The sequence below is a fragment of the Sanguibacter biliveldensis genome (assembly GCF_033798665.1).
Taxonomy (GTDB): Bacteria; Actinomycetota; Actinomycetes; order Actinomycetales; family Cellulomonadaceae; genus Sanguibacter; species Sanguibacter inulinus.
The window spans coordinates 1450962-1470082 of sequence record NZ_CP138359.1; the positions used below are offsets into that span (position 1 = coordinate 1450962).

General features: G+C 70.9%; 17 protein-coding genes. 6 read left to right on the forward strand and 11 right to left on the reverse strand.

The features are described 5' to 3' along the window. Nucleotides 1-14: 14 nt before the first annotated feature. From SANBI_RS06310 to SANBI_RS06325, 4 genes are all read right to left on the reverse strand, one after another. Nucleotides 15-245 (reverse strand): hypothetical protein, encoded by a 231-nt coding sequence (locus SANBI_RS06310; protein WP_319160025.1) that lies wholly within the window; start codon nucleotides 243-245, stop codon nucleotides 15-17. Between the two features lie 228 nt (nucleotides 246-473). Next, the gene (locus tag SANBI_RS06315; RefSeq protein WP_319160027.1) at nucleotides 474-1466 is read right to left on the reverse strand and encodes an aldo/keto reductase; all 993 of its coding nucleotides are present in this window, start codon (nucleotides 1464-1466) and stop codon (nucleotides 474-476) included. A gap of 122 nt (nucleotides 1467-1588) precedes the next feature. Next, a complete protein-coding gene (locus tag SANBI_RS06320; protein ID WP_319160029.1) occupies nucleotides 1589-2626 on the reverse strand; it encodes a hypothetical protein in 1038 nt (345 codons plus the stop codon). After that, a complete protein-coding gene (locus tag SANBI_RS06325; protein WP_319160031.1) occupies nucleotides 2623-3075 on the reverse strand; it encodes a PadR family transcriptional regulator in 453 nt (150 codons plus the stop codon). Before SANBI_RS06325 ends, SANBI_RS06320 begins: the two co-directional genes overlap by 4 nt. 146 nt (nucleotides 3076-3221) lie before the next feature. Between SANBI_RS06325 and SANBI_RS06330 the strand changes: the two genes are divergently transcribed. Beyond that, on the forward strand, nucleotides 3222-3641 hold the full coding sequence (locus SANBI_RS06330) for a GNAT family N-acetyltransferase (RefSeq protein ID WP_319160033.1): 420 nt from the start codon (nucleotides 3222-3224) through the stop codon (nucleotides 3639-3641). Between the two features lie 6 nt (nucleotides 3642-3647). Here SANBI_RS06330 and SANBI_RS06335 read toward each other — a convergent pair whose 3' ends face one another. The 4 genes from SANBI_RS06335 to SANBI_RS06350 all read right to left on the reverse strand — a co-directional run bounded on the left by SANBI_RS06335 (nucleotide 3648) and on the right by SANBI_RS06350 (nucleotide 9112). Further along, the gene (locus SANBI_RS06335) at nucleotides 3648-5006 is read right to left on the reverse strand and encodes an MFS transporter (protein ID WP_319160035.1); all 1359 of its coding nucleotides are present in this window, start codon (nucleotides 5004-5006) and stop codon (nucleotides 3648-3650) included. A gap of 340 nt (nucleotides 5007-5346) precedes the next feature. Further along, nucleotides 5347-6855, reverse strand: coding sequence for a malate:quinone oxidoreductase (locus SANBI_RS06340; RefSeq protein ID WP_319161201.1), 1509 nt, complete (start codon nucleotides 6853-6855; stop codon nucleotides 5347-5349). A 93-nt stretch (nucleotides 6856-6948) separates the two neighbouring features. Next, nucleotides 6949-8526 carry a CotH kinase family protein gene (locus tag SANBI_RS06345; protein WP_319160037.1) on the reverse strand — a complete coding sequence of 526 codons (1578 nt, stop codon included), beginning with the start codon at nucleotides 8524-8526 and terminating at the stop codon, nucleotides 6949-6951. A 148-nt stretch (nucleotides 8527-8674) separates the two neighbouring features. Then, a complete protein-coding gene (locus tag SANBI_RS06350) occupies nucleotides 8675-9112 on the reverse strand; it encodes an Hsp20/alpha crystallin family protein (protein ID WP_056131511.1) in 438 nt (145 codons plus the stop codon). A 332-nt stretch (nucleotides 9113-9444) separates the two neighbouring features. Here SANBI_RS06350 and SANBI_RS06355 point away from each other — a divergent pair, with 332 nt between their 5' ends. Beyond that, nucleotides 9445-10194, forward strand: coding sequence for a DUF4956 domain-containing protein (locus tag SANBI_RS06355; RefSeq protein ID WP_319160039.1), 750 nt, complete (start codon nucleotides 9445-9447; stop codon nucleotides 10192-10194). Further along, the gene (locus SANBI_RS06360) at nucleotides 10191-11081 is read left to right on the forward strand and encodes a polyphosphate polymerase domain-containing protein (RefSeq protein WP_319160040.1); all 891 of its coding nucleotides are present in this window, start codon (nucleotides 10191-10193) and stop codon (nucleotides 11079-11081) included. The genes SANBI_RS06355 and SANBI_RS06360 overlap by 4 nt, the downstream gene beginning before the upstream one ends. A gap of 34 nt (nucleotides 11082-11115) precedes the next feature. On the opposite strand, the gene SANBI_RS06365 is transcribed toward SANBI_RS06360, so the two are convergent. Further along, nucleotides 11116-13704, reverse strand: a complete 2589-nt coding sequence (locus tag SANBI_RS06365) for an ATP-dependent DNA ligase (protein ID WP_319160042.1) — start codon at nucleotides 13702-13704, stop codon at nucleotides 11116-11118. Nucleotides 13705-13854: 150 nt separating this feature from the next. Between SANBI_RS06365 and ku the strand changes: the two genes are divergently transcribed. Next, entirely contained in the window at nucleotides 13855-14913 is a 1059-nt protein-coding gene (gene ku, locus SANBI_RS06370) for a non-homologous end joining protein Ku (RefSeq protein WP_319160044.1), read from the forward strand. 126 nt (nucleotides 14914-15039) lie between these two features. Here ku and SANBI_RS06375 read toward each other — a convergent pair whose 3' ends face one another. Next, nucleotides 15040-16818, reverse strand: a complete 1779-nt coding sequence (locus SANBI_RS06375; protein WP_319160046.1) for a PP2C family protein-serine/threonine phosphatase — start codon at nucleotides 16816-16818, stop codon at nucleotides 15040-15042. Between the two features lie 196 nt (nucleotides 16819-17014). On the opposite strand from SANBI_RS06375, the gene SANBI_RS06380 reads away from it, so the two are divergent. Together SANBI_RS06380 and SANBI_RS06385 are read left to right on the forward strand one after the other, a co-directional pair. Next, the gene (locus SANBI_RS06380) at nucleotides 17015-18082 is read left to right on the forward strand and encodes an iron-containing redox enzyme family protein (RefSeq protein WP_319160047.1); all 1068 of its coding nucleotides are present in this window, start codon (nucleotides 17015-17017) and stop codon (nucleotides 18080-18082) included. Then, nucleotides 18079-18360, forward strand: coding sequence for a CDGSH iron-sulfur domain-containing protein (locus SANBI_RS06385; RefSeq protein WP_319160049.1), 282 nt, complete (start codon nucleotides 18079-18081; stop codon nucleotides 18358-18360). The genes SANBI_RS06380 and SANBI_RS06385 overlap by 4 nt, the downstream gene beginning before the upstream one ends. 82 nt (nucleotides 18361-18442) lie before the next feature. Here the strand turns inward: SANBI_RS06385 and SANBI_RS06390 are convergent, their stop codons facing one another. After that, nucleotides 18443-18922 carry an ATP-binding protein gene (locus SANBI_RS06390; RefSeq protein WP_319160051.1) on the reverse strand — a complete coding sequence of 160 codons (480 nt, stop codon included), beginning with the start codon at nucleotides 18920-18922 and terminating at the stop codon, nucleotides 18443-18445. Between the last annotated feature and the right edge of the window lie 199 nt (nucleotides 18923-19121).

The window sequence follows — 19121 nt, forward strand, 5'->3', positions numbered from 1 at the left end:
AGTGACAGCTGCGGTCAGGTGAACCTGCGGAGGTTGCGCGGGTGCATCTTCGCGGCGCGCTCGTTGCCCCGCTTGTAGCTGCCGGTCGCCCTGGCCATGAGCAGCTGAGGGTCCGACGTCTCGACCTCGCTCAGGAACGCGCGGGCGGCGTCGCCGCGAAGGCGCGCCGCAGCGCGACCGTGGTGGGTGATGACGACGAGCGCATCACCCCGCACGGTGTACTCGAACCCCTCGGCGTCGGCCATCTTCCCAGTGTGCAGGTCTGGCGCGCTCCGGGGCAGTGCCCGAGCGGTGTGGCCTGCACCTTCACCCGGTCGGGCGTCCTGGGCCCGAGGCTGATCGCTCGTCTACTCTTCCCGGGCACCGGGCACCGGGCACCGGGCACCGGGCACCGGGTCCCTGGCTGGCTGGCGCCCGGCGTGAGGAAGGCCGACCGGTGGACCGGCCAGCCTCCCAGCGGCACAGGTCGAGCATCACCAGCGGTCGTGCACGTGTGCGCGGATCGACGCGTCGTAGATCTCCTCGAAGCGCGCGAGCTGCTCGTCGGTCAGCGGCGGGAGGTCGGCGGCAGCCGCGTTGGACTCCGCCTGTGCGGCGTTGCGCGCACCCGGGATCACCGTCGTCACGCCCGGCTGGTCCAGGATCCACCGGAGCGCGAGCTGTGACGTGCTGGCCGTCGATCCCTCGGGCAGCAGCGCCGCGACCTCGCGAGCGGCTGCGACACCGACCTCGAACGGCACCCCGGCGAAGGTCTCGCCGACGTCGAAGGCTGCGCCCGAGCGGTTGAAGGTCCGGTGGTCGTCGGCCGCGAAGGTGGTGGACTCGTCGTACTTGCCCGACAGCAGGCCGCTCGCGAGCGGGACGCGGGCGATGATTGCGACGCCGGCCTCGCGCGCGGCAGGCAGGACCTCTTCGAGAGGCTTGCGGCGGAAGGCGTTGAGGATGATCTGCACGCTCGCGACGTTGGGGCGGGCGATCGCGGTGAGGGCCTCGGCGCAGGTCTCGACCGAGACGCCGTAGGCACGGATGGCACCGTCGGAGACGAGGGTGTCGAGCGCGTCGTAGACGGCGTCGGAGGAGAAGACCTCCGTCGGCGGGCAGTGCAGCTGGACGAGGTCGAGGGTGTCGACGCCCAGGTTGCGGCGGCTCCGGTCGGTCCAGTCGCGGAAGGCGTCGAGGGTGTAGGCGGAGGCGTCGTGCGGGTCGGCACGGCGTCCCATCTTGGTCGCGACGCGGACGTCATCGACCCCGCGGGCGTCGAGGAAGGACCCGACGAGCCGTTCGCTGCGGCCGTCGCCGTAGACGTCTGCGGTGTCGAAGAACGTCACTCCTGCGTGGGCCGCGGCGCCCAGGACGCCGTGCGCCGACCCTTCGGTCACCTCGCCCCAGTCACCTCCGAGCTGCCAGCAGCCGAGGCCGACAGGGCTGACGGGGAACGGGAGGCGTGAGGCTGATCGGGTGTCCATCGCCCCAGCCTAGGGGCTGCGCGGCACCCTGGCCCGGTGCCGGAGCCCGGTGGGATCTGGAGAGCCGCGCCAGCCGGGGTGACGAGCCCGCTGGTGGCCTGCCGGTGCCCCCTCTACCTGCGTCAGCCGTGGTCGGGCTCCGGCCGGTCCGCCAGGTGCTGCCACCAGGTCTGGGCCGCCAGCCCGGCGGTCAGGAGCAGGGCTGCGGTCCGCCACACGACTCCCCACGTGCCGTCGCCGTCGACCACCGCCATGACGAGGTTGTAGGTCCAGAATCCTGCGAAGGCTGTGCAGCCCCAGGCTGACGCGAGCCGCCGGTTGCGTCGCGGCTCGGGGGAGCCGTCGAGCAGCTCGAGGGCGTACACCTCGGGTGCGCCGAACTCGTCCCGTGGGTGCGACGCCCCGCTGTCCTGCCAGTGGGCGCGTGCGTCGGCCACGTGCTGGCGCACAGCCGCCCGAGGGAGGTAGTAGCGACCTCGGAGGAGCCCGGCGAGGCGGTCGAACCACGCGTCGGCCGTCAGAGCCGACGAGACGTCGGCCGGTGGAGGAGGTGGGGTCCGGTTCAGGGCTGCGACCACGAGTGCGACGGACGCGGCGAGCGGGACCAGCAAGGGCAACTCGAACGACGGCTCGTGGTCCTTGAGCGAGACTGCTGCGGCTGCCGAGCCGACGATCCCGACGGCGGCCCCAGCCCACCAGGCCCAGCCGCTGCGCACGAGACCGGCCCGGCGGTCCAGCAGCCCCCACAGCACCGCGACCCAGGACAGCAGAACCCCCGCGAACAGCACCACGTGCGCGGGACTGACACCGGCCGTCCACCCGGAGGTGACCAGCAGGGTGAGGCAGAGGAAGGCGCCGGCCAGACCGACCGTCAGGAGCAGGTGCGTCATCCGGCTGCGGGGTGTCCCTCCGTCGAGGTCGACGCTCGCCCGCTCGTCGACCGGCACGCGCTCGCGTGCTACCTCGCGGGCATAGGCGTCGGCGTCGCCGAAGAGCTCGGCGGCCGGGCGCCCTGACTCGTGGCAGGCATCTCGCGCATCGGCGACAGCCTCGTCGGCCACCCCTGCGGGGACCGTGCTGTCCAGACCGAGGCGCAGCAGGAGCCTGTCACCCCACGCCTGGTCGTCGTCGGTGGGCCAACGGGTGCTCGTCGAGGTCATGAGCGATCTCCTGAGGTGGTCGTGGTCGGCGCAGGGACGACGGTCGCGGTACTCGTCGGCGCAGGCGCGACGGTCGTCGTGCTCCTCGGCGCAGGTGCGCCGGCTGCGTCGGCTGCGTCAGGTGCGTCGAGCAGGAGCCCGACGGTCTCGGCGAACGGTGCCCAGGCGCCGCGGAGAGAGGCGAGGTGTTGGCGCCCGGCCTCGGTCAGTGTGAAGACCTTCCGCCCGGGCCCACCCTCGCCCTCTCGCCACTGGGCGGTCACCGCCCCGTCGCGCTCGAGCCGGTTGAGGACCGGGTACAGCGCGCCGCCCTTGATCGGGCCGAGGCCCGCTGCCTGCAGCTGCTGCACGACGGCGTAGCCGTGGGCGCTCCCACGCGACAGAGCAGCGAGGGCGCAGGTGCCGAGCAGCCCGCGCAGCCACTCCCCGGTGAGGTCGATGTCGTCCATGCGCTCATCGTGACACGGACTAGTCGATAAATCCACTAGTGAACCGGACAAGGTACGGGGGCTGTCCCGTCAGCGCGTGCTCCCCCCGCGCAGGACCCGTCGACATGGTCGACCACGGGGTCGACGGCTCCTGCCAGACTTGAGAGATGGATGCTGCGACCTACACGCTCACGACAGACCCGCCCCCGCTCGAGGAGTATCTCGCCCTGCGGCAGCTGACCGGGCTGACCCCCAAGCGCGCGGAGCAGGCCGGACCGGCCCTCGCGAACAGCTGGGCCTGGCGGACCGTGCAGACGCAGTCGGGGCAGACCGTCGCGATGGGCCGTGTCGTCGGCGACGGCGGTTGGTACTTCCTCGTCGCCGACATGGCCACGCTGCCCGAGCACCAGAAGAAGGGACTCGGGCGCGCGGTTCTCAGCGCCCTGCTCGACGAGATCAGCGACCGTGCCCCGGCAGGCGCCTACGTGACCCTCATGGCCGACCTGCCGGGCCAGCGCCTCTACGAGCAGCTGGGCTTCGAGAGGCCGACCAACGGGTCGATCTCCATGCACCGGCGGATCGGCTGACGAGAGTCAGGAGCGTCCAGCACCCTCGGTGAGGGCGTCGGAGGCGGTCGTCGCACCCGGGACCGAGGCCCCGGCCAGGACGGGCTCCCGGTCGTCGGCCACAGGGACCGGCCCGAGACCCGTGCCAGCAGCCGAGGCCGCGCCGGAGCTGCGCTCACGTCGCTCGATCGCGACGTTCAGCGCACCCAGCACGACGAGCAGCACAGCGGCTGCGACGGGGAGCACGAGGGCGACGTCGACCGAGACGCGCTCGGCGACGGCGCCGGTGATCGCCGAGGCGAGAGCCTGGGCGAGGGTCAGCCCGGAGGCGAGCATCGTCATGGTGGTCGTCGAGCGGCCAGCAGGGCTGCGGTGCCCGGCGAGGGAGAAGATCGTGACGAGCGCGGGCCCGACGCCCAGCCCCATGACGAGGAGCGCGACGACGGTCGCGGAGCGGCTGTCGGCGGTCGCGTAGGCGACCGAGCCGGCGGTCATCACCGCGGCGAAGACGAGCCAGCGCCACCGCTGCGAGAAGCGCTCCGGCAGGGCGGCAGCGGCCAGGGCGAGGGCTGCGGAGCCGATGCCGAGCATCCCGTAGAGCAGCCCGGCCTGCGAGCCCTCGCCCTGCGCCTCCATGTCGGCGGTGAGCGAGGTGAGGACCGCGCCGAAGAAGAAGCCGATCGCGAAGGTGCCGCCGACCAGGACCATCACCCGGGGGCGCAGCACGGCGGTGAAGGGGGCGCGCTCGACGGCCTCCTCGGCCTCCGAGCTGGTGGCACGCGCCGTCGGGTGGAGGGCGAAGGCGGTGACGAAGACGAGGCTCAGGGCGGCGGCGATCGCGACGGGTGCCCAGGGGGCGAGGAAGGACGCGAAGATGCCGACGAGGAACGGCCCGATGACAAACGCTGTCTCGTCGGCGGCGGACTCGTAGGACATCGCGCGGGAGTAGGTGCGCTGGCGCTGCTGGGGGAGCAGGCGGTCGCGGATGATCGCGATGACGCGGCTGCGGCTCATCGCGGCGGCCTGCGGGGCGCTCAGCCCGATGAGTGCGGCGAGGCCGAGCACGATGCCCGTCGAGGCGCCGGCGAAGACGACCAGCGGGAAGGCTGCGAGCAGCAGGCCGTTGACCAGCCCGACGGGGACGAGGACCTTGCGTTGGCCGAACTTGTCGACCGCGTCTCCGATGAAGGGACCGGCGATCACCACGCCGATGCCGACGGCAGCCGAGGCGAGACCACCCAGGGCGACTGATCCGTGCACCTCGGTGACGAGCGTGAGGACTCCGACGACCATCATGGCGAAGGGGAGCCTGGCGACGAAGGCGAGCGGGAAGTACCACCGGCCGGTGTGCTGGATCAGGGTGAGGGGTGATGTCTGCTGTGCCAAGAGAGCCTCCGCGGCAGCTGGGTGCCGCCTTGCTCTGTCAGCAGGTAGTTGCACATCGGTACGTCTCGAGCCTGTGACGGCTCAGGTGCGGTCCACGCAGGACCGTTCGCACCGCAGAAGATCATAGCAGCGCAGGTCCCGCGGGCGCAGGGTGAGACCTGTCACCGTGGGTGCGGATCGCGGGGCGAGGTACCCGCCCGAAGCCAGTCGCCCGGGGCGCACGAGCATGCTCGCCGGTGCGGGGCGCCGGGTGCGGGGCGCCGGGTGCGGCGCACCCGCGAGGACCCACGCACAGAGGGACCGCTGCTCGTGCGCAGCGGTCCCTCTGGTCAGGTGGTGCTCAGGCTGTCTTCTGGAAGTCCGCGTCGTCGGCCTCGAGCTCGGCGAAGGCCTCTTCGGAGCTCCACTCCTGGGGTGCCAGGCTCGGCATCATGGTGGCGAGCTCGCGGTGCCAGGCCGGGAACTGCTGCGGGAAGCAGCGCTCGAGGAGGTCGACCATCGCGGGGACAGCCGTCGACGCGCCCGGCGAGGCGCCGAGCAGACCGGCGATGGTCCCGTCGGCTGCGGTGATGAGCTCGGTGCCGAACTCGAGCACACCGTGCTTCTCGGGGTGGCTCTTCATCACCTGGACGCGCTGCCCGGCGGTGATGAACTCCCAGTCCTTCGGGTCAGCCGTCGGCATGAAGTCGCGCAGCGTCTTGAACTTGTTCCAGCGGGACTTCGTCACCTCGCTGATGAGGTACTTCGTGAGGTCCATGTTGTCCTTGGCGACCGCGAGCATCGTGACGATGTTGCTCGGACGGATCGACAGGAAGAGGTCGAGCAGCGAGCCCTTCTTGAGGAACTTCGTGCTGAATCCCGCGTACGGGCCGAAGAGCAGCGAGGTCTCACCGTCGACGACGCGCGTGTCCAGGTGCGGCACCGACATGGGTGGGGAGCCGACGTCGGCCTTGCCGTAGACCTTGGCCTGGTGCTGGGCGACGAGCTCGGGGTTGGTCGTGCGCAGGAAGAGCCCGCTGATCGGGAAGCCGCCGTAGCCCTTGGCCTCGGGGATGCCGGCCTTCTGCAGCAGCGGCAGCGCGCCGCCGCCCGCTCCGATGAACACGAACTTGGCGTCGACGGTGCTGCGGCGCTCGGCAGCGTTCCAGCTGCGGTCGGCGACCTTGAGGCGCCAGGTGCCGTCCTTGCGCTGGCGCAGCGACGTGATCTCGTGCTGGAGGTGCAGCTCTGCACCCGTCGACTCGAGGTAGTCGGTGAGCTTGCGCGTGAGGGCGCCGAAGTTCACGTCGGTGCCGGACGTCGAGCGGGTCGCGGCGATCGGCTCGTCGGACGACCGCTCGGCGACGAGCAGCGGTGCCCACTCGCCGACGACCGCGGGGTCGTCGGTGAACTCGAGGTCGCTGAACAGCGGGTGCACGACGAGGGCGGCGTGCCGGCGTCGCAGGTAGTCGACGTTCGCGGCGCCGCGGACGAAGGTCATGTGCGGCGTCGAGGCGATGAAGCCCTCGGGCTCGGGCAGCAGGTCGGCGGAGACCAGGTGCTGCCAGAACTCGCGAGAGGTCTGGAACTGCTCGTTGATCGCGACGGCCTTGGTGATGTCGATCGAGCCGTCGGCCTTCTCGGGCGTGTAGTTCAGCTCGCAGAGGGCGGCGTGCCCGGTGCCGGCGTTGTTCCACGCGTTGGAGCTCTCTTGCGCCACGGCGTCGAGGCGTTCGTAGATGCGGATGGACCAGGTGGGCTCGACCAGCCGGATGATGGAACCGAGCGTCGCGCTCATGATTCCGCCACCCACGAGGACGACGTCGACCGGGGTGCTGGGGGTTGCTGTGCTGTCTGCCACGGCTTCGATGCTAAGACTCTGCGCGCTGAGAGCAGGGGTCGAGTGATGAAGATCACGGCCCTCGCGAGATGCTCCGAGGGCCGTGATCAAGGGTCGGAAGTCCTATGACGTCAGGGCCTTCGCGATGCTCTCCGACTCCGACGTGATGGTGGTCGGGTCGACCAGGTCGCTGGCCTCGTCGGTGAGCAGCGTGGTCCACCGGTCGAGGATCTCCTGGGCCGTCCCGTCCGTGACCAGGGACGACGTGAGGTCGGCCGTCGCCTGGTCGACGAGCGCTGCGAAGTCCTCGTCCGCGAGAAAGCGGGTCACGAGGACGTTGTCACCTCCCATCCCGCCACCCATCCCGCCGTCGGGGCGCTGCCCGCCGGCGGCGCCGGCGGCCCCGTCGGTTGCCCCGGTGCCGTCGGTCGTCGACCCGTCCTCCGTGGTGGTGGTGTCCGCAGGTCCCGGGCGGGCACCGCGGTCAGGACGCGCACCGTCGGTCGTGCCGTCCGACGGGGTCATGCCCTCGGGCATGGTGGCCCCGTCTGGGGGCGTGAACCCCTCGGGCAGCTCGCCGTCGGGCAGCTCGGCTCCGTCCGGAGGTGTGAAGCCCTCGGGCATGTCTTCGCCGGGCTGACCGCCGCCCATCCCGTTCATCTGCCCGAAGGCCAGGTTGAGGTCCCAGCTCACCACGGTGAACGCACCCGTCTCGGAGTCGTACCGCAGGAAGGAGTTGTTGCCCGGACCGTCGATGTCGTCGAAGTTCCCGACGATGTCCTGCATCGCGAGGTACGTCGCAAAGGCGTCGACGTCGAGGTGCTCGCTGAGCTCGGCCGCGAAGGTGGCGTCGTCGGACTCGTCGAGGAACTTCAAGAAGTCGATCAGCGGCGTGAGGTCGTCCTCGCCCGAGGGGCTCTTCTGGCTGAACACGTCCGTGTACGACTCGGGGTCGTCACCGCGATAGCTGTAGTCGCCGCCGGACTGCGCCTTGTAGAGGATGCCCTCGGTGTCGAAGGACGCTGCGTCCCAGGCGTCGTCAGGGTCTTCGACCACCAGGCGCAGTGCCTCGTCGGAGCCGTTCACCGAGAAGCGCGTGGCGATGGCCTCTTCGGTCGCGAGCCCGGCGGCGCCGAGCATCTCGAGTGCCACAGCCTCGTTGAGCGACGTCTCGGACGTGCTGGACCTCACGACGAAGTCCGTCGACCCGTCGAGGTCCTGTCCGTCGACGAACTTGTCGAGCCGGATGAGCCACGGCACGTCCTGTGCCGGGGTGTCTGTGCTGACCGCACGCAGGGACGAGTTGCCCTTGAGGCGCAGACCGACGTCCTCGAAGGTCTCGCTGTCGATGGTCACCGTGGCGGTCAACCACTCTTTGCTGTCCTCGGCGGAGTAGGTCGCGATCATCGCCGCGAGCTCCTCCCCGTCGACCTCGACCGAGATGGTGTGCACAGCGGTCGAGTCCCAGACCGTGCCCTCCACGTCGCCCGCCGTGCGCACCGAGGAGTCGCCCCACGTCCCCGTGGACTCGGTCCCCGTGCCCGAGGTGGCACTCGCGGAGTCGTCGCTGCTGCACGCGGCGAGAGACCCGAAGGCCAGGACGGATCCCACGGCGAGCGCCGTGAAGCGGCGCACTGTGCGGCTGCGGCTACGGCTGCGGCTGCGGGTGTGGGTGGACGTGCGTGCCAGGTCGGTCGACATCTGGTGCCCTTCTGCGGAGCGGTCTGGGAAGGGCACCACCTCACCGCCTGCGCCTTCGCGGACCGTCAGCGTGGGCTGTGCGCAGGCTGTGCAGACGAGAGGGCCCCGCCGTCGGCGGGGCCCTCGGGGTGGGCGGGGGACCGGGGGCTCAGGCCTCGACGGCGTGTGCCGGGGAGATCTGCGAGGCCGTCCCGGCGTGGGAGACCTCGATCTTGCGCGGCTTGGCGTCTTCGCTCACCGGGATGGTCAGGGAGAGGACACCGTCGGCGTACGAGGCCGAGATCTTGTCGAGAGCGAGCCCTCGTCCGACGGTCAGCTGACGGGCGAAGGTCCCCGAGGGCCTCTCGCGCACGAGCCAGTCTGCCGACGACGAGCGGGCCGACCTCTCCGCGCGGACCGTCAGGGTGCGGTCTTCGACCGACACGTCGATCGTCCCGGGGTCGACGCCCGGGAGGTCGACGGACATGACGTAGTGGTCGCCCTCGCGCAGCAGGTCCATCGGCATGCTGGTCGCGGTGCGGGCTGTCGGCAGGGCCGAGGTCAGGAGTCGTTCCATCTCCGTGAACGGGTCGATCCGTGCAGCCATCACGCATCACCTCCTCGTCACAGGTCCCGGATCTCGGGACCGGTCGTGGTCTCGGGCGCCTGCCGCCCGAGGTGGCTACAGACATTTTTTTAGCACTCGAGGTCGGCGAGTGCCAAGCCAGGATCCGTTCGCTGTGAGCGAACAACGGCGCGACGGCGGACCATCCCGAGGCGGGTGCTGGCGGCACCCTTCAGCGGGTGTCTACCTGCCGTCCATCTCCGTCCCACCCGGCGTTCCTCGGCTGCACCTACACCCCGCACAGCCGGGTCATAGGTCGGCTGCCTAGACATGACCCATCACGCCAGCACCACCCTCTGAACCCTGGAGCCCTCATGCCGAACCTGTGGATCGTCGCGGTCGACCTCGTCGCCATCCTCGTCCTCACCTATGCCGTCTACTTCCGCCGTCACCGCCGCAGCGAGATGCTGCTCGCGTACATCGGGCTCAACGTCGGGGTCCTCGCCGTGACGAGCGTGCTCGCGACGTCGACGGTGGGTGCAGGTCTGGGTCTCGGGCTCTTCGGGGTCCTGTCGATCATCCGGCTGCGGTCTTCCGAGCTCGCCCAGGAAGAGGTCGCGTACTTCTTCGCCTCCCTCGCCCTGGGGCTCATCGCCGGGCTCCAGCCCGACCCGTGGTGGATCGCACCGCTGTTCAGCGCCGCGCTCATCGTCGTGATGCTGCTCGTCGACTCGAACCCGAAGACCGCCGGCTACAGGCGCCAGGTGGTCACCCTCGACACCGTCTACCCCGACGAGACCCAGCTGACCGCGCGACTCGAAGACCTCCTCGGTGGCACGGTGCGCCGCGTCGTCGTCCAGGAGACAGACCTGGTGCGAGACCTGCAGCGCGTCGACGTCCGGTACGTGGTCCGGCCCGGGGTGACGACCCGCTCCCCGCTGCTGGCCTCGACCCTGCCGGCCCGCAGCACCGCCGATGCCCCGTCCCTCGGCGCCGGGACCTTCGCCTCCGACGTCCCCGAGTCGCTGCGCCCTGCGGCCCGCCGAGCGGGGCACACAGGCGGGGCCTCGTCCGACGCCCGGCTCGCGGCAGACCGCGCGACCGACGCGGCGGTGCGCTCGTGACGACGCCCGACGTCGTGCCCACGGCACCCTCGGCACCGTTGGCACCCACGGCACCCACGGCACCCACGGCACCGTCGGCCCCCGACCTCAGGCTCACCGATCTCGTCTCGGGCTTCGGGGCCGTCGACCTCACCGAGATCCAGGAGCTCGCCGACCTGCAGACTCGCGTCGACCGCAAGTACGTCGTCCCGACGAGCGTGCTCGCCGACCTGCTCGCGGACCACCAGGGCCTGCGGGTCCTCGAGATCGCCGGGCGGCGCAGGTTCGGCTACGAGTCGGTGTACTTCGACACCCCCGCCCTCCAGTCGTACCGCAGTGCTGCCCACGGGCGTCGCCGCCGCTTCAAGGTGCGGACCCGGACCTACGCAGACTCGGGGGAGTGCGTCTTCGAGGTCAAGGTCAAGGGCGGGCGCGGCGAGACCGTCAAAGAGCGGCTCGCCTACGACCGTGCCTCGGCCGCGTCGATCGACCCGCAGGCACGCGCCTTCGCAGCGACGGTGCTGCAGCAGGCGCTCCCCGACGCGCGACACGTCGTGGCAGCCCTCGTGCCGACGCTCGTCACCACCTACGACCGCACGACCTTCGTCGACCCTGTCGCCGGGACACGACTGACCTGCGACGCGGCGTTGCTGTGCACGCCTGCGCCGCAGGACCGGTCGGAGCTGGCGGCGGAGGGCGGGTACAGCACGGCGGGTCACGCAGGCCTGGGCGACCAGGTGGTGCTCGAGAGCAAGTCGCCCGGGACCGCCACTGCCGTCGACCGGTGGCTGTGGGCACGCGGCCACCGCCCGGTGAGCCTCAGCAAGTACTGCGTCGGTCTGGCTGCCCTCGACGCCGCGCTGCCCTCGAACCGGTGGAGCCGCACGCTGCGACGGCACGTGGTCTGATGCACCGGCGACCGACCTGCTCCGCGCTCTGGGCTCAGGCGTTCTCCCGCACCACGTCAGACGGCGACTTGTCCGTCCGCCACCCGCGCCACACAGGGTGACGGAGTCGTCCCTGAGCGGTCCAGCCGCTCACGGCGACCTCACCGACCCTGTCCGCACGGACCCAGTGCGCGTCCCGTGCGTCGGCCGCAGGGACGTCATCGACCGGTGGCGTGGCACGCGGGTAGCGGGCCAGCTCTTCGGCCAGCCGTCCGAGCGTCGCCTCGGTGAAGCCTGTGCCGACCCGGCCCGCGTACCGGAGCGTCCCGGAGTCGTCGGGCACGGCGACCAGCAGGGAGCCGAGGGTCTCGGCACGCGCGCCGTTGCCGGTACGCCACCCGACGACCACCACCTCTTGCGTCTGCACGTGCTTGACCTTGACCCAGGTGTGGGCCGGTCGCCCCGGCCTGTACGTGCTCGACCTGCGCTTGGCGACGATCCCCTCGAGGCCGAGCTCCTTGCTCGCTGCCAGCGCGGTCGCGGCGTCCGAGGTGAAGGCGGGAGGCACGTGCACGGGCCCTGACTCGGTGACGACCTCCTCGAGCGCCGCGCGTCGCCCGTCGTACCCGACCCGCGTGAGCCGGCGACCAGCACGCTCGACGAGGTCGAAGGCCATGTAGTCGACCCGCTGGGCCCTCTGCGCCGCGGCGACGTCCCGGCGGGCCGTGAGGTTCATGCGCGTCTGCAGCCGGCCGAAGTCAGGTCGGCCCCCGCGGTCCAGGGCGACGATCTCGCCGTCGAGCACCACGTCTTCCGTCACGCACGACGACAGCACCTCGAGCTCGGGGTACGAGGCGGTGAGGTCGTTGCCGTTGCGGCTCGTCAGGCGCACCGACCCAGGGGACCCCTCACGGTCCGCGACCACTGTCGCGATCGCGCGGATCCCGTCCCACTTCATCTCGAAGGCCCAGTCGTCCTCGTCGAGGTCGTCGACCGACCCGGGGGTCGCGAGCATGGGCGTGATCGGCTTGGCAGAGCCACTGCTGCCGCTCGCCTCGCCACGCACGTCCGTCGCGGTGCCCTCGGACGCCCCGTCGCCCGCGCCCTCTCCAGACCCGTCCGAGGAGCGATCCGTCCCACCGCCCGCGCGACGCCGCCCGCCGTGGGAGCCTGCACCCTCGTCGGCCATCTTGTGCACGAGCCACGAGGTGCCACCCCCGGTGTGGGCCGTGTGGATGAGCGCGAGGCGTCGCGACCCGCGGTCGGTCCCGCCCGAGCCGTCGCTGTGCAGCGTGACGATGACCTCTTCGCCCTCGCGCCACTTGTGCAGGTCGTAGGTGCCGCGGTCCCAGATCGACACTGTGCCGGCGCCGTACTCGCCCTTCGGGATGGTGCCCTCGAAGCTGCCGTACTCGAGGGGGTGGTCTTCGGTCAGCACGCCGAGCCTGTTGTGGGTCGTGTCGACGGGCTCACCCTTGGGCAGCGCCCAGCTGACCAGCACACCGTCGTGCTCGAGCCTGAAGTCGTAGTGCAGCGCCCGCGCGTGGTGCTCCTGGATGACGAAGGTCGGCGCGGCAGCCTCCTCGCCGTCGGACGTCGGAGCAGGCCCCCCGGACGGAGCCTCGGGGACAGGCTCAGGTGTCTTCGACGCGTCGCGCTTCGACCTGTACACCTCGAGCCGGTCCGTCCGCTCGAAGCCGGCCATGCGCTCGGCCGTCGGCTCGAGCGCCGCGTGGCCGCCGGTGAGCAGCGGCGCGAGCAGGTCGCCGTCGCGCTCGAGCCTGGCGACCACCTCGTCGGCGAGGAGGTGCTCGAGGCCTCCCGCCTCGAGCTCGGCCCACGTGCGGGGCGCGGCGACGTAGGGCTTGTCCCGGCCACGCAGCGAGTACGGGCTGATCGTCGTCTTGTTGCGGTTGTTCTGCGACCAGTCGACGAGCACCTTGCCCTCGCGCAGCGACTTCTTCATGTCCGAGACCACCATGTCCGGGTGGTCGGCCTGGAGCGCCCGGGCGAGCTCGTGCGCGACGGCGCTGACGGCGTCGGAGTCGTGTGCCCCGTCGAGCGCGGCGTAGAGGTGGATCCCCTTGGACCCGCTCGTCACGGGGAAGGGCTCGAGGTCCATCCCCGTGAGGATCTCCCGCGCCCACAGCGCGACCTGCACGCACTCGTCCAAGCCGGTCCCCGGGCCGGGGTCGAGGTCGAGGACCAGCCTGTCGGGCCTGTGCTCGACCCCTGTCCGGCCGAACCGCCACTGCGGCACGTGGATCTCGAGGGCGGCGACCTGACCCAGCCACGTGAGCGTCGCGAGGTCGTCGACGAGCGGATAGGTGTTGACGTGGTCGGAGTGCTGGATGTCGCGCCTGTGCACCCAGTCGGGAGCAGAGTCGTCGAGGTTCTTCTGGAAGAACACCGGCCCACCCGTGCCGTGCACCCACCGCTTGCGGGTCGCCGGACGTCCCGTCGCGTGGGCCACGAAGGGCTGGGCGACCGCAGCCAGGTACGCGAGCACGTCGGCCTTGGTGGTCCCTGTCTCCGGGTAGATCACCTTGGACAGGTTGGTCAGCGTGACCTTGTGCCCGTCGATGGTCACGGTCTCGCGCTGCGCGTCGCGCCGCGAGCCGCCGGTGCTGTCGTCGTCGGGCACAGGGACCTCCGTCGGGTGTCGGGTACGTGGACCGTCTCTCGGCAGCCGTTCCGCCCGGGTGGGTCCGCCGACGTCGTGCGGCGGACCGTCGCTGACAGACCCATCATGGCCACGGGTGCGACCCTCGGCATCCGGGAGCATCATGGGGTGATGCGAGCGATCTGGAAGGGTGCCGTCACGTTCGGGCTCGTCAACGTGCCCGTCAAGCTGTATAGCGCGACCGAGGACCACGACGTCGGCCTGCACCAGGTGCACGACACCGACGGCGGCCGGATCCGCTACCAGCGCCGCTGCGAGGTGTGCGGCAAGGTCGTCGACTTCGGTCACATCGCCAAGGCCTACGACGACGGGGAGCGCACGGTCGTCCTGACCCCGGACGACCTCGACGCGCTGCCCGTCGAGCGCAGCCGCGAGATCGACGTGGTCGAGTTCGTGCCGCGTGACCAGATCGACCCGATCATGTACGAGCACGCCTACTACCTCGAGCCCGACTCCAAGTCGGTCAAGTCGTACAGGCTGCTCGTACGGACCCTCGAGGAGAGCGACCGCGTCGCCGTCGTGTCCTTCTCCCTGCGCCAGCGCACCCGGCTCGCGGCGCTGCGAGTACGGGGCGACGTGCTGCTGCTCCAGGTCCTGCGCTGGGACGACGAGGTCCGCGAGCCGGAGTTCCCTTCTCTCGACGAGACGCCTCGCATCACCGCGAAGGAGCTCGAGATGGCCTCGGCGCTCGTCGCGAGCTTCGAGAGCGACTTCGAGCCCGAGAAGTTCACCGACGAGTACCAGGTCCAGCTGCGCACCCTGATCGACGCCAAGCTCGAGCACGGCGACGCCGTCGACACGGCCGCGACCTTCGGCGAAGAACCCGACGAGGAGAAGGAGGACGTGGCCGAGGTCATCGACCTCATGGAGGTCCTGCGCCGCAGCGTCGAGCGCTCGCGCGGGTCAGGGTCGTCGGGCACGTCGGGCACGTCGGGCGGCGACTCCGCGGGTGACGGAGCTGCGAAGAGCTCGACCTCCAGGCGCAGCCCGGCCAAGAAGACCCCGGCGAAGACGAGCGCTGCGAAGAAGCCAGCAAGCTCCGGTGCCTCAGGCACCAAGGACTCCGGCTCGGCCTCGAAGGCCCCGGTCAAGAAAACCACCGCGCGTGCCACCGCGACCAAGGCCACGTCAGGCTCCGCGAAGAAGACCCCGGCGAAGAAGACGGGCTGAGGGGAGCAGTCTCGTCGGCGGTCTGCCCGGGGTAGGTCCGCAGGGAGAACCGCGACGGGGAGGCGCATCCACGTCCACGGCAGGACCCCTACCCAGGGCAGGGCCAGCCACCCAGGAGCGCCTCGCTCAGACCGACGTGGTGCCGACGTCCCCGTCGTCGAGCTCGGGCGGGAGGTTCTCGTTCGGGCCGGCCTCGGGCGGCCGCGGCTCGTCCTGCGGGTAGGCCCGCACGGCGACGATCGCGATGTCGTCGTCCGCGCGACCTGGCACCAGCGTCGTGAGCACGTGGTCGCACAGCTCGTCGAGGTCGTCGTCCTGACGGTTCTCGAGCGTGCGGACCAGCGCCTCGACGCTCGCTGTCATCGTCCGGTTGCGGCGCTCGATCAGCCCGTCCGTGTAGAAGATCAACGTGTCGTTGTCAGCGAGAGCGATCGTGAAGTCGTGACGCTGGTGGTCCGGGATGATCCCGAGGATCAGGTCGTTCTGACGCCGCAGCACCTCGACCGACCCGTCGGCGCGCAGGATCACGGGCGGCGGGTGGCCGGCGTTCGACCAGCGGATGGTGCGGACCCGCGACCGCAGGTCGGCCCGGTCCTGCTCGATCCGCGCGACGATCGCGCTCGCTGTCGCGGTCTGACCGAGGTTGAGCCCGTGGATCGCGTTGTCGGATCGCATGAGCACCTGCGAGGGCACCTCGCCGCGGTCGTAGGCGATCGAGCGGATGATGCCGCGGATCTGCCCCATCGCGGCCGCCGCGTGGTGGTCGTGCCCGGTGACGTCGCCGATCACGAGGACCGTCGAGCCGTCGTCGGTGAGGAAGGAGTCGTACCAGTCGCCGCCGATCTCGAGGTCGTCGGAGGCCGGGTGGTAGCGGACCACGATGTGCAGGTGGTCAGGCTCCGGGGGAGAGGTGAGCAACGAGTGCTGGAGCGCGACAGAGGACTCGCGGGTGCGCTCCGCCTCGCGCGCGGCGAGCTCGGCGTAGGCGTTGAGCAGGTCGATCTCTCGGCGCAGGTCGGTCGCCGCGCCGAGAGCGGCGCTCACCGTAGACGCGACGAGCATGAGGAAGGCACGCTGGGCGGCGTCGTAAGGCCTGCGCACGCTCCCCTTGAGGACGAGGACGCCGTGCGCGGCCTGCTCGTCGGCGCGCGAGAGCGGGGCGACGAGCGTCGGGCTCAGCGAGACGGGCAGCCGGGTCGTCCACGCCCTGCGGACCACCTCTGCGTCGACCAGCTCGCTGTGCACGAGGTCTGTCGCCCCGGCGAGCACCAGGTCGCCGCCCTCGGTGAGGTGCAGCTCAGCACGGGCGATGTCGTCGCTGTCACGGAGGACGTCGAGCACCGCGGCCGACAGCGCGGTGAGGCTGCTGCGGTGCTCGGTCATGGTGGCGTGCAGCTGGTCGATGGTCTTGAGGCGGCGGCGGTCGACGACCGAGGCCGTGGTCTCGGAGGTGATGTTGAGGATCCCGAGGACCGCCCCGGTCTCGTCGGTGATCGGGCTGTAGGAGAACGTGAAGTGGGTCTCCTCGTCGAAGCCCGACCTGTTCATGAGCAGCAACTGGTCGACCTCGCCCACGGAGCGCCCGGTCTGCTCGACCTCGGCGAACAGACCGCCGACGTAGTCCCAGATCTCCGCCCAGACCTCTTTGGACGGACGACCCATCGCGTTGAGGCGCTTGTCGGTCCCGAGCATGTCCCGGTAGCCGTCGTTGTAGATCATCGTGTACTCGGGGCCCCAGGCGATCATCACCGGGAAGGTCGTCGAGAAGCACAGCTGCACGGCCTGCCGCAGGGCGGGGTGCCAGGTCGAGGGACGACCCAGCGGCGTCTGGTCCCAGGCGAGCTCTTTGGCCGCCATGCCCATCACGCTGTTCTTCGTCGCCTCGGCGAACCACAGTGAATCCACGTCGACACAGTAGTGGAGCCGCCTGACACCAGCGACCACCTGGCCGATACCCAGCCGTGACCTGCGGCGTCGTCCCGGTACCGGGTCGTGGGCACCCGGAGTTGTCCACAGGCGCCGGGTCGCGAGAGCGGGAGACCGCACCTACGGTCAGGTCGACTGTCCTTTCTCCATGTCCTCCGACGTACGGGAGCCCTCTGTGTCCACGTCTGCCCGCGACGGCGCGCGCACCCTCCCGCTGCCGACCCCTCAAGGGCCGGTGAGCGAGGCGCTGCTCGCGCTGCTCGTCCTCGACCCTGTCGACGCCCCGCAGTCCGCCCGCGACACCTTCGACGAGGCCGTCCGGTCCGTCCCGGCCGTGGCCGACCAGGACGTCCTCCTGACGCAGGACCACGACGTCCAGCTCGCGCTGTTCTGCCTCTACGAGCTCCACTACCGCGGCATCGAGGGCGTCAGCGACGACTGGGAGTGGGACCCGTCGCTCCTTGCAGCCCGTGCTGTGATCGAGCATGCCTTCGAGGCAGAGCTCCGCAGCCGTGTCGAGATGCCTGAGCTGCCCGCGCCGGACCGCGCCTCGGTCGCGGAGGCCCTCTTCGACCTCACCTCGCGGGACTCCGGCCCAGGGCTGTCACACTTCGTCGCCAAGAAGGCGACCGAGGAGCAGCTCCGCGACCTCCTCGTGCACAGGTCCGTCTACCAGCTCAAGGAGGCCGACCCCCACACCTGGGCCATCCCGCGTCTCGGGGGAGCGCCGAAGGGTGCGCTCGTCGAGATCCAGACCGACGAGTACGGCGGCGGCGACCCCGCGCTCATGCACGCAGCGCTCTTCGCCCAGACCATGCGCGGCATGGGCCTGGACGACTCCTACGGGGCCTACGTCGACCACGTCGACGCCGCGACCCTCGCCTCGGTCAACCTCATGTCCTTCTTCGGGCTGCACCGCCGGCTGCGCGGGGCCATCGTGGGACACCTCGCGGCCTTCGAGATGACCTCGTCTATCCCGAACCGTCTCTACGGCAACGGCTTCAGGCGCACCGGGCACGACGCCGCGACGACGCGGTACTTCGACGAGCACGTCGAGGCTGACGCAGTCCACGAGCAGATCGCCGGGCGCGACCTGGCCGGGCGTCTCGCCGAGGACGACCCGGCACTCCTGTCCGACATCGTCTTCGGGGCCGCGGCCTGCCTCGCGGTCGACGGGTGGGCTGCTGCGGCGCTGCTCGCCTCGTGGGAGCGCGGTTCCCTCGCGCTGCGGTCTGTCGCATGACCTGGACCGCGGGGTCGGGTGCGGCACGGGATCTCCCCGTGGGCCAGACGAGCGCGCCGCTGGCCGCCGTCGCGCCCCTGGAGAGTGACGTCACCGTGACCTTGTGCCCGGACGGACCGCTGCTCTTGCGTGGACCGGCCACGCTCCTGGGGCCCGACGGTCAGCCCTTGCCGCGGTCGCGCAACGTCGTCGCGCTGTGCAGGTGCGGTGGTTCAGCCATCAAGCCCTTGTGCGACGGCACGCACAAGGTCAACGGCTTCAGGTCTGACGACACCTGAGGGGCGGGTCGGACCAGGTGGCCGAGGTGGGCAGAGCGGGGCGCGACCGAGAGGCCTGAGCCCCGGCAGGGCCGGACCGTCCTCAGGTCTGAGGGATCTCGGCCGAGGCGCCGGGCCGACCCTCGGGCGTGGCGTGGGCCGGGGAGAATCGCGCCCAGATGTGCTTGGTGGTCTCCGAGACGTACCAGCCGACGTCGAGCGCGAGCTGCTGGGCCAGCATGAGGCCGAAGCCACCCTCGCCGGGCTCCCGCTCCTCGGCGAGCGCAGGGACGCTCGACGTGTCGTGGTCGGCGACGTCGAGGAGGTGCTCGTCTCCGTTGACCATGAGGGTGACGATCGTCGGCGGCTTCCCGTGGCGCAGCGCGTTCGTCGCGAGCTCGCTCGTCACCAGGACCATCTTCTCGGGGATCTCGTCGAGCGACGAGCTGCCGAGGTACGGGGTGCCCGTGAGCTCGCGGAACAGCGAGCCGCGCAGCTTCGCGAGCCCGTCGACAGAGTCGAGGATCCAGTGGCGCACCTCGGTGAAGTCGGCTGGGGGCCGTGCTGACCTGATCTCGCTCACAAGGAAGGCCCTTCGTGGTCTCGGGCGGTCGACGCTCGGGGACGCCGTCGCCGCGCTGGTGTCTGCGGTGAACGGCCATCTTGCCACCGGTCCGCGCCGAGTGCGCGCTCAACGCGGGACGTGGCTCGACCGTCCTGGTCACGGTTCACCCGGCCTGCGGACGCTTACGGGGAGAGACTCTCTGGGTAGCTCCCTGGAC

Bases quoted from the DNA above. Each gene is read 5' to 3' on its own strand.
- SANBI_RS06310 (WP_319160025.1), bottom strand. From the start codon at position 245: ATGGCCGACGCCGAGGGGTTCGAGTACACCGTGCGGGGTGATGCGCTC.
- SANBI_RS06315 (WP_319160027.1), bottom strand. From the start codon at position 1,466: ATGGACACCCGATCAGCCTCACGCCTCCCGTTCCCCGTCAGCCCTGTC.
- SANBI_RS06320 (WP_319160029.1), bottom strand. From the start codon at position 2,626: ATGACCTCGACGAGCACCCGTTGGCCCACCGACGACGACCAGGCGTGG.
- SANBI_RS06325 (WP_319160031.1), bottom strand. From the start codon at position 3,075: ATGGACGACATCGACCTCACCGGGGAGTGGCTGCGCGGGCTGCTCGGC.
- SANBI_RS06330 (WP_319160033.1), top strand. From the start codon at position 3,222: ATGGATGCTGCGACCTACACGCTCACGACAGACCCGCCCCCGCTCGAG.
- SANBI_RS06345 (WP_319160037.1), bottom strand. From the start codon at position 8,526: ATGTCGACCGACCTGGCACGCACGTCCACCCACACCCGCAGCCGCAGC.
- SANBI_RS06350 (WP_056131511.1), bottom strand. From the start codon at position 9,112: ATGGCTGCACGGATCGACCCGTTCACGGAGATGGAACGACTCCTGACC.
- SANBI_RS06355 (WP_319160039.1), top strand. From the start codon at position 9,445: ATGCCGAACCTGTGGATCGTCGCGGTCGACCTCGTCGCCATCCTCGTC.
- ku (WP_319160044.1), top strand. From the start codon at position 13,855: ATGCGAGCGATCTGGAAGGGTGCCGTCACGTTCGGGCTCGTCAACGTG.
- SANBI_RS06385 (WP_319160049.1), top strand. From the start codon at position 18,079: ATGACCTGGACCGCGGGGTCGGGTGCGGCACGGGATCTCCCCGTGGGC.